Genomic DNA, 9,433 nt, shown 5'->3' with positions numbered 1-9,433 from the left:
CATATAATATACTACGGTGTATACCCCGCGGGGAAATAATACACAGGGTATACCGGTTGGCGGATCCCCCTCGCTTCACATACCACTCAAAACCCGGTAGATATGGCCCCATGCAGAGGCCATATTTTCATCTTACTCTTACAGGGCTGCAAGGAAGGCCTGCATATACTCGGGAAGATCCGGCGGTCGTCTGCTTGAAACAAGATTGTCATGGACGACAACCGCTTTGTCATACCACAAACCGCCCGCATTTTCCATATCATCCTTAATACCGGGGGTGCTGGTTACGTTTTTCCCCTCTAAAATCCCAGCAGAGATGGTCACCCATCCGGCATGACAGATCTGTCCGATGATGCGCCCCTTTTCATTCAGGGTTCGAACAATTTCAAGGGCCGCCGGAAACCGTCGTATTTTGTCGGGAGCCCAGCCGCCGGGAATCAGCAGTCCCGCATAGTCTTGCCCGAGGGCCTCTTCATAGGTGATATCTGATACGGCGGGGACACCGTATTTTCCATGATAGGTGTGGTGTGCCGCTTCTCCGGCAATGACCACGGTATAGCCGGCTTCCTGTACCCGGAGTAGGGGATACCAGAATTCCAGATCTTCAAAATCGTCGTGTAAAAGGGTTAGTATTTTTTTCATATCTCATCTCCTGTTTACGGTGATTTGTTTTCGGGGGCTCCCTGATTTTTCAAAGGGCTCTCCCTTTTCAAAATACGGTTCGCTCTTTCCACCGGGTGAGAATCCGCGCACACTCCCTGTTGTCTTCTTTTCGCACAATCTGATGCACCGCAGTAAGGCCTGCATCAAGCTCAGTAATCTCCATTTTACAGAGAAACTCCTGTCCATTCTTCAGTTCCATTCTAAACTGAATCTCCCCGGAGTAGCAGAAATATCTGTTTTGTATTTCCAGGGGAGAGTGGTCAATGGCCCAGCAGAGATAGCGGTTGTTGTTTACGTGCTCATACATATCAATATCACCGGGAAGCACCGTGCCCGCTGTCTGACTTGTTATTTTTTGGGGACGGCGGATGCGGCTGTTTTCTCCGGTGGAGAGGGTTTTTTCCCGTGTGGGGAGTGTCTTTATCTCGTCGGGAAGCTCTTGAGCCTTTCGTTTTTTGAGATCTATGGGGAAGGCCGTAATAGTACAGAGGCCAATCTCTTTTCCCCTCCTGTCTGCAAAGGTGAAATTTCTGTAGACAAAGCGGTTTTCCCCTTCCAGGGGTTGCAGCCACGTTGAGATGGTAATTTCATCTTTCCACCGGGGACGCTCCAAGACGAAAATATTGAGGCGTACCAGGGCAAAGAGGTGTTTGATCCTGGGGATTTTGAGTACCTCACGGTGGAGGAGCATGTCGTGGCGCATGGCGATATCCTGCAGGAATGATCCCATGACGGGCAGTTTTGCCAGACCGGTATGATCGCAGTGGCTGTAGCCTATGGTTATTTTTTCTGTGTAGAGGGAATAGTCGTCTTTCACAGGGCCTCCCGAGGTATGCACGGTGCAGTGGTTTTGTTTGGGCCGGGTCTTGTACTATAAATAAATATAGTTTACCGTGTGCGGGGGGAGGAGGGCGTGTACCCCATTCACCAAAGATGTATGATTCAGTTTCTGTTTTGCAGAGGGTGATTTTGTATTCCCATAATCAACGGTGGTATTGTTTTTAACACAGATAATTCCGTGAAGGTGATTCGGGATTGCCACACCGGTATTTTGGGATTATTTTTACGGATTTGGATTGTGCATATACGTTTAAATTGATTTATAATTTCGCCGATTTTTCTTGATTTCCCCGTCGTGGTAGAGACGCCCAATTTGGGCGTCTCTAGGTGATTGTTGTGGTTCCCGTCACGGGTGCAATTACGATCCCCGGTATGGTTTTTATTTGTAATACCCAATATCCCGTGAATATGATTGGGATACATTCAAAGAGGCCATGCGTTGTATCTGGTATATCCGACGTGTGCGACGTTTCCGTAGAGACGGGTTTGAAACCGGGGGCATGGTTTGAACACAAAATGATGCCCTCGTGGACCCACGAGGCGGGGTCTGAAAGCAAAATGGTGTCCTCGTGGACCCACGAGAAGGGGGCAGAGCGCAAAATGGTGTCCTCGTCTTGCGACGAGAGGGGGGAAGATCGCCCGGTGGATGGGCACCGTCGAAGCCGCACCCTCCGAATAAAACTCACAATCTCCAAGGACATCTGTATACTGCATTATTGCTCCGGAGTCATATTTCACCACAGCGATGACCGCATAGGAACCGGCTAACAGACATACTCCTCCGATTCATCTTTACGGGAAACGGGGTTTTTCCAAAATACGCCCAGTAAATATTACCTTTTCTACTGATATCATCTTTGTGGATGATGGACACCGTGAAAAAGCTTCATGACAGATCAGTCCAAGACTAGCACGTGAGCTTTTTCTGCCAGGAATTTTCTGTCCTCCTGGAAATCCCTGTCTTCTTCTGAAAAAGTATACCCCGGGCGAGCAAGCCATACAAAAGGGGTATTGGTCGATTGCGCCCGAAAAATATGGGCGAAACCCGCCGGTTTGCAGAAAATTCGGGCATTTTTGGTATAGTATTGCTTAACAGGTGGTGTTTCGGCAAGCTTCTTGTAATTTTTGTATTCATGTTCGATTTCCTGCCACACCTTCATACACCGCGCAAGCATTTCTGAATTGTTACCACATGTCATCATCCGGATACGATACTCAAATTCTTCCCGGGCTGTAATTTCGTTATCGGCATTCTCCGGAGCGTAGAAATGGCGAAGGTTCATTCCAAGTTCCCATTTCCAGAGAGATGAATAATCGGAAAAATCTTCACCCTTGTATTCATAGGGAACAAGCCGGGCAATGCAGCTCAAAGAGTGCCAGTAGGCTATGCGGCGACACTTTTCAATTCTTTGCCTGACATACTCATCATTTGCATCATCAAACCCGTTTATCAAGAGCATGGTAAATTTGCCGATAATTTCCGTTACTATGTGGCAATAATCGTTCCTGTCGGAATACCGTCCCGCAGTAGAGAGTAGTATTTTATGGTTCCCCTTGTCAGCACTCTTTTTGCCTTGCATCGGCCTATCAAGCAAATCGATTAGGAGATGAAGGGCAATCGCGAACATTGATGAATGAAGAACATTTACTTTGTACTTCTTTTCTCGATGTTTATCGAGTATTGTGATATACCTGTTAAAAAACCGAAAGACGTTCTTCTGTAGTTTTTCAAGATCTTGCTGATTTTGCGGTGATTCATTGTTTGATGGAGGTTCTTCATCAAACCGTCCCGAAGAAATCTCAAGCGAATCTTTATCTGCTTCTTCATCGTGTTCAGCTATATCGATATCACGTATCATGAGCTTTTTAAATATGGTACGCAAGGTTTCAAAAACCCGTTCTATGGGGTGTGCACCGTACAGATATGACATGCCATCCTTGAATTGATATTCCGGTGATACCTTCGTAAAATCATCATAGGAGAGTGTTTCTCCCGTACCATCAATCTGTGTTTCCTGTTTACGGGGATGATTAGCAGAACTCCTGCCCAAGACTCGCTCATCAGTAAGATCATTGGGGTCGAGATAACTTAATATTTCAACAATTTCGACATCATTAAATCAATTTGGTCGAGCAATCCCTCTATTTGTTGAGTTTTCGGGTCGGGATTGGTGCGGGAAAGTGCCGCCATGTCGTGAACTATTTGCTTATTCGAAATTGCCGTATCATGGGTGTCAAACAATTGTCCATACAGGATATCTTCCTCTATTGAATCGGCAGTAATTCTCAGGAATTCGTCATTTGTCTCCAATTCTGTTTGTGCCAAATCCAGAAGCTTTTGCCGTTCCCCCCACCCATCAAACAGGGAAAGACGTGTGTTTTCAAAATCCGGGCGCGGTTTGGTATAATACACATATAGATTGGTGCCAATTCGGTCTATTGCAGAAAGGCGGTACTGTTTCGTTTCTTTTTCCTGATTGTCTTTCGGGGTTTCGATTTCGTGGTTTTTAATATCTTCAGAATGAATGGGCGCCCATTTTTTGTTTAGCCCAAGCTCTTCAAGCCAATTCCCTTTTGCCCGCCTGAACAGAAGGCAGGCTTCTTCGTTGGAAGGTTTTATGTGCGACGTTCCGAGTGCGGGGGCGGTAAGGTTTGCACTCCCCAGGAGGCAATATTCTGCATTGTCGGTTTGAATATGCAGGAACTTAGCGTGAAGATAGCGTAGTTGTGTATCCTTTGTAAGGGTGTTCCAGTCGTAAAAAGATGTGCGCCTGAACTCGTTGCGTGATAAATTGCCCTTTACAGTATTGGGCTGAATCAGAACGTGTATTCGGGCCTTTGGGTACATATGTTCCAGTTCGAGAAGGGCGGCGGTTTGGTTATCGAAGAATGGCGAAATGATAGTGCATTCCTTCACATTTTCTTTTACAATATAGCCAATATTGCTGAGGATGCCGGTTTGTTGGTTTGTTAAAAAGAATGCTTCAACGCCCTTGCCGATATCGTATCCGTACGTTTGTTCGGGAACTGAAATATCCTGAAGCCATGGGGTATGGGTTTCTATCCATTCAAACTTCTGCCGGGATACGCCGGGTGTTTCTGCACTACATTTTTTAACATATTCCCATGCCTCTTTAAACAGTGCAGCCTTCGGGTCATGGGGACCTTTAATATGAAATGCGCCCCACAATTCCTGATTTCTGCCATGTCCGGCCGCAGTCAGATTACCGGAACCAATAATGAGAAACCCGTGTCCGTTGCGCCCGAAAAACAGACTTAATTTAGGATGAAATGCGCCGGGATGAACAATACCTGAAAGGGAATATCTCTTTGCAGCACTGCCGGAATATCCTGAAAGACAGCCGAGATATTGCTGTAGCATGGTGTCATCGAGGAGTATGCAGATATTTCGAACTCCTGCACGACTCAATCCGGCAAGGGCATCATGGTTGAAATAGTTGAAATCGAATGAAAAGGTTGTGAGTACGCAGGAATGAAAGTGCTTTGCCGGAAGAAGGGATAGTATCGGATATTCTCTGCGATTTTTCATTTCAAATGCTCTCTGAGTAAATTTTCTCCTAATGGCAAAAGGGTATTATTCCTAACCAGCTTCAGGTCCACAAGGAATTGGTGCAATGATTTAAGCCGTGGACCGGTCCAGACCGGCTCCATTGTCTTGCCTGTGATGCTCAAGATGTTGTCTTCAAGAGTGAATTTTATAGTATTCTCATTGCGATTGCGCATTTTCCGCATAGCAACTTCGATATGCCGATTGATAACATGCTGAAGCAGCAGCTTTCGGAAAAACTGCGGTATAGGGAGATTTTCATTCTTCTCCACCCACTTGAGCAATTCGGTGACATCACCGTCCCGACACATGCCGTGCTTCCGGACATAAGTGTTCAATTTGGAAATTTCTGTTTTGTCATGCCAATAGATTTGAGCAAGCACATGCAGGGCGTAGGCTATACCATTATACGGCTTATCTTCATTGGTATGTTTGATATTGTCTGTATATTGTGAAGGTGTAAATCCTGTGGTGTATAAATTTTCCGCAAAAGATGCAAATGCTAATGTGCGTGCATCGCCATAACTGGAAGAGATTGTATCCAGTGCGGTGAGTGTTTTGTCGGTAAAACTTTCAATAAAAAAGGATAAAGAGACCGGTCCTTCATTTTTGAGTTGAACAAGACATGCCCAGAGTATCGTTTCAAGACTATAATGGGCAAACTCATTCAGGGCATAATAATGCCACCCTGTGTATGCCGTATATCCGATAAAGGGTTCTTCCTTCCACAGTCGGTAATGAAAACTTACCGGAAATGAACCGGCAGATTCGAATTGTTTGCTTTTTTTAAGATATCCCAGATAGAGCAGTATCGTCTCAACTCTGAATTTTGTATGCCCGCTTGGAGCTTTCACGGTTGGAAGGTCTTTCCCAAAGAGCATATCGATATAGAATTCCCATTCCGGGGAATGTGGTTTTATTGCCGTTGTCGAAAATTCTTTGCCAAAGTCTGTCAGTTCTTCCCGGGTAACTTTTCCTTCTTTAATAGCATCGATATATCGGTCTCGTGTATCTTTAGCAATGGTTGACTCGAACGACTTTGCGAGCTTACGGCCATAATCTGCTGTGCATACAGGGATCCTGCTTTCATTTTCACTTGGTGCGATCAATCCAATAGCTGATAGGGCACCCTGATAGTATTGACCGAATGCCCCGGCAGAGTATTTCCAGTAGGTATTTTCATTTTTACGGTCCGCACCGGCAGCAATATTAATGGGATTGCTGTTTTGCTTGAGGTGATTTTGCGCGTATGAGATTCCGACAATGCCGTTTTCTTCCGTGTGGGTGTCCGCCATCATAAACGCAAAAATCAATTCCCCACGTCGTATGAATTGTCGAAACGCTGAGACACTTACCTTTCCCTCTGTTTCGGCGTACTGCTCAAGGAGCCACATGTAGAAACCATAATACCGAATTCTCCGGGTAAGGTTTGTGAGACCGGGGAGCAAGGCTGAATAGGTGGCGATGGAAGTATTCTGCATGCCAAGCATGTCCTGTCCGGTGATGAAACTCTTTGGTGAACCCCAGAATGGCGCTTCCCATTCTCCGTTCTTTAATACTGGCATGTCTTTAAATGCTCCTTTATCATATTCAACTTGCTCTTCAGTTGAGACAATAAATTGGGTGATTGAACGATATTTACTTAATCAATTATTGAAAAATATATTCGGAAATATGAAATTAAAGGGTGAATAATCTTTCGTTCAAATAACGGGGGTTACCAGGTCAAGGGTTTACTGGAACGTACCGGCCACTATGATTTTGAGAAAAATAATATTGAGATACCACATGCGGTACATGTTCACCCTATACGGGGGTGCTTCCTGTAGAAATGAGGTGCGGGTATTAAATGGTATCCAGTAACTTCTTTTTCTTCTCATTACATTCGTCTGCTGTTATTGCTCCGGCTTCCTTCAATTCCTGTAATTTTTTTATCTGTTCCATTGGATCATGGTTTTGAATGGGAGTGTGCCGGGGCTGAGAAGCTGCAGAGGTATCCTTTTTCTTCGCCGGTGGCCGGGCTCTAAAACCTGTCCCCTTACAAATTGGACATCGTAGTGGATAAAAGGGTATTGTCAACAGCCAGAACCCACTTGTAATAAATAGTAATATAACTGTTCCAAAGCCTATGTGCCGTCTTGCCTCCACCTGTCTTTCACAGTTCACACAATATTTGCTGGCCATGGTGTGCTCCTTTCACGAATCATTCACATACAGTATGACAATATACATCTTTTTGCAACAAAAAAGTATGCCATGCCTGCCGTGAAAGTCTGAATAGCCCAAAACAGACAGGATATGGCTGTTGCCTGAGCAGAGACCGCTGTACAGGTGTACCCCCATGGCATAGGCTATCACTTAACTTTTTAAAAACTCCCACGCCAAACGGGCACCCTCCACATCACGATTCTGCCTGCCCAGAGCAATGGGGTGATTGATGGACGGCATGGTATGTCCGCCCCCTTCAACACGGCAAAACTGCACAGGGGCACCAAAATGTTCTGCACGGTAATATTCACAGATAACCACGCTGCCGTCATCAGGATCCAGATCGGGGAGCCGGGTGATTTCGGGATCTGACGTATCAGCATTGTTGACGTCTATCCAGTGGTCTCTGGTTGCTTCAGCGGACATCACTTTACCGCGTCCTCCCAGTATGCTTCCGCCCTCAAAGGGCATGATGATATCCTCTGTGCCGTTCACAATGAGCGTTGGTACGGGGGTGTGTGCCCCGGAACATTCTGACGGGCTGGGAAGATTGGCTATGAATGCACCTATTGCGGCAAATCGCTCCGGATATTCCCGTGCCAGACGGTACGACATCATTCCACCGTTGGATGCCCCCGTGGCAAAGACACGGTCCATATTCAAGGAGATATCATGCCCGGCAAAATGGGCCGCAGCCCAGTCGAGCATTGAGAGAATAAATCCGGAGTCATCCGCCCCCGGTTTGCCCTGCGTTTCGGGGCGGCAATCATTCCAGTTTCTGCTGTCTTCCGCCGGAGATCCGCTTTCACCTTGTGTCCCATTGGGGACAAATAACACCACCCCTTCATCATCGGCGATATGCTCCCACTCCTGTGTCCCGCCGGCCTCCGGCTCAAACAGGGCATCCATATTCTGGCTGCCCCCGTGAAGCAGCACGACCACGGGAGGGGTTTTGCTGACAGATTCGGGTATATAAAAACGAAACTCCCGATCCAGATCCTGGTGCTCAAGGACAGCTTCGTGCCACCCAAAACGGAGGGAATCTGAATCCACGATGCCTGAACTGGTACATCCGCAGATGAGGAGGGCCGACACGGTCAGAAGGAGAAACTGCAACACCTTCACGTGTGCATTGCCCCGGTATTGCTGCTTAGTACCTACCATAACTTTCTTCAATCTTTTTCAAAAGCTCAATCCTTTTGGCGGTGAGACGATATTTTTGTAACCGGCTGTTGGGTTTTTCCGGGATTGTTCTCTCAAGAAATCATCCTTTAATAGCGGGCCCTACATATCTTTCCCTGAAGTTTTTCTCATCTTTGAGCCTCCATTCATTCATAAGGGATTTTTTGCTCATCTCTCCGGAGATTGCTTCAATCAGCCTCTTGACTTCGGGGGTGACTTCCAGTTCCAACAGTGCCTAATGAATACTTTGGAGCATACATGTTACAAAGGGAATCGCCAGTGCCCCGAACCGTCCGGATTCGATTACGTTTCTCCTCAGAAATGCACCACTGCTGCTTACTACACCTCTGATTTCCATGTAACATAGAACCGTGGGGATACTCTTTCGTTGCGTAGTAACTTCCTGCACATCTTAATTGTGTATATATTCCATGACGTGCGACACATACTCCATGTCATCTTTATTAATATGGTTTGTCCACCATTCCTTCAAAAATTGTAAAAGAGTTACATAGTCATCATGGTCAATAAATTCTTTATTAATGTGTTCTCTGCGTATGGCTAACTCATCATGTAATTTGCGGTGAGAGGCCAACTCCGGGTAATTGGATTTTTCAAGGAGGTGTTCCTCTGTCTGAAAATGTATTTTTGTGTAATTCTCTATAGCATCTATAAGGGATTTTTGAAATGTATGATCCTGCTTATTACATATTGAAAAGTGCAGGGTGTTTATCAACGAGACTATTCCCTTATGCTGATCATCAATAAGAATTATTCCGGTATCATTTATCTCTTTCTACATGATATACACGTTATTGTTCATTTGAAGCATCTCCTTTTATATGAAAGAATTACATTCAGTATACTACATTGTTGTATAGATTTCACCCTTTCTTCTCAATAATCATACGAAGCCCCATGGTCATTCTCCGGCAATTTCGATATACTCCGGTTCCTTTGACAGGCTCAGGT

The 9,433-nt window shown here is 45.7% G+C and carries 8 protein-coding genes and 1 pseudogene; all 9 read right to left on the bottom strand.

Annotated features, from left to right (window positions below; all coding sequences use genetic code 11):
• Window positions 1-138 precede the first annotated feature (138 nt).
• The 9 genes and pseudogenes from CALK_RS06530 to CALK_RS13430 all read right to left on the bottom strand — a co-directional run bounded on the left by CALK_RS06530 (window position 139) and on the right by CALK_RS13430 (window position 9,233).
• Entirely contained in the window at window positions 139-642 is a 504-nt protein-coding gene (locus CALK_RS06530) for a type 1 glutamine amidotransferase domain-containing protein (RefSeq protein WP_022636879.1), read from the bottom strand.
• A 67-nt stretch (window positions 643-709) separates the two neighbouring features.
• Window positions 710-1,480, bottom strand: a complete 771-nt coding sequence (locus CALK_RS06525; protein WP_022636878.1) for an acyl-[acyl-carrier-protein] thioesterase — start codon at window positions 1,478-1,480, stop codon at window positions 710-712.
• Window positions 1,481-2,399: 919 nt separating this feature from the next.
• Window positions 2,400-3,554 carry a hypothetical protein gene (locus tag CALK_RS06515; protein ID WP_022636876.1) on the bottom strand — a complete coding sequence of 385 codons (1,155 nt, stop codon included), beginning with the start codon at window positions 3,552-3,554 and terminating at the stop codon, window positions 2,400-2,402.
• 38 nt (window positions 3,555-3,592) lie between these two features.
• Window positions 3,593-5,053, bottom strand: a complete 1,461-nt coding sequence (locus CALK_RS06510) for a phospholipase D-like domain-containing protein (protein ID WP_022636875.1) — start codon at window positions 5,051-5,053, stop codon at window positions 3,593-3,595.
• Window positions 5,050-6,636: a hypothetical protein gene (locus tag CALK_RS06505; RefSeq protein WP_022636874.1), complete on the bottom strand. Its 1,587-nt coding sequence runs from the start codon at window positions 6,634-6,636 to the stop codon at window positions 5,050-5,052. The genes CALK_RS06510 and CALK_RS06505 overlap by 4 nt, the downstream gene beginning before the upstream one ends.
• Window positions 6,637-6,916: 280 nt before the next feature.
• The gene (locus CALK_RS06500) at window positions 6,917-7,255 is read right to left on the bottom strand and encodes an SHOCT domain-containing protein (protein ID WP_022636873.1); all 339 of its coding nucleotides are present in this window, start codon (window positions 7,253-7,255) and stop codon (window positions 6,917-6,919) included.
• Between the two features lie 174 nt (window positions 7,256-7,429).
• Window positions 7,430-8,443: a CE1 family esterase gene (locus CALK_RS06495; protein ID WP_022636872.1), complete on the bottom strand. Its 1,014-nt coding sequence runs from the start codon at window positions 8,441-8,443 to the stop codon at window positions 7,430-7,432.
• Window positions 8,430-8,690, bottom strand: a pseudogene (locus CALK_RS13435) (Fic family protein). The gene CALK_RS06495 and the pseudogene CALK_RS13435 overlap by 14 nt, the downstream one beginning before the upstream one ends.
• 183 nt (window positions 8,691-8,873) lie before the next feature.
• Window positions 8,874-9,233, bottom strand: a complete 360-nt coding sequence (locus CALK_RS13430; RefSeq protein ID WP_420806143.1) for a bacteriohemerythrin — start codon at window positions 9,231-9,233, stop codon at window positions 8,874-8,876.
• Between the last annotated feature and the right edge of the window lie 200 nt (window positions 9,234-9,433).

This window comes from Chitinivibrio alkaliphilus ACht1, assembly GCF_000474745.1.
Lineage (GTDB): Bacteria > Fibrobacterota > Chitinivibrionia > Chitinivibrionales > Chitinivibrionaceae > Chitinivibrio > Chitinivibrio alkaliphilus.
The sequence above is the reverse complement of the archived record's forward strand: the minus strand, read 5'-3'. Positions and strand labels throughout refer to the sequence as shown.

What these genes read in the sequence shown, in the direction of transcription:
- CALK_RS06530 (WP_022636879.1), bottom strand. Translation starts at nt 642, where the DNA reads ATGAAAAAAATACTAACCCTTTTACACGACGATTTTGAAGATCTGGAA.
- CALK_RS06510 (WP_022636875.1), bottom strand. Translation starts at nt 5,053, where the DNA reads ATGAAAAATCGCAGAGAATATCCGATACTATCCCTTCTTCCGGCAAAG.
- CALK_RS06505 (WP_022636874.1), bottom strand. Translation starts at nt 6,636, where the DNA reads ATGCCAGTATTAAAGAACGGAGAATGGGAAGCGCCATTCTGGGGTTCA.
- CALK_RS06500 (WP_022636873.1), bottom strand. Translation starts at nt 7,255, where the DNA reads ATGGCCAGCAAATATTGTGTGAACTGTGAAAGACAGGTGGAGGCAAGA.
- CALK_RS06495 (WP_022636872.1), bottom strand. Translation starts at nt 8,443, where the DNA reads ATGGTAGGTACTAAGCAGCAATACCGGGGCAATGCACACGTGAAGGTG.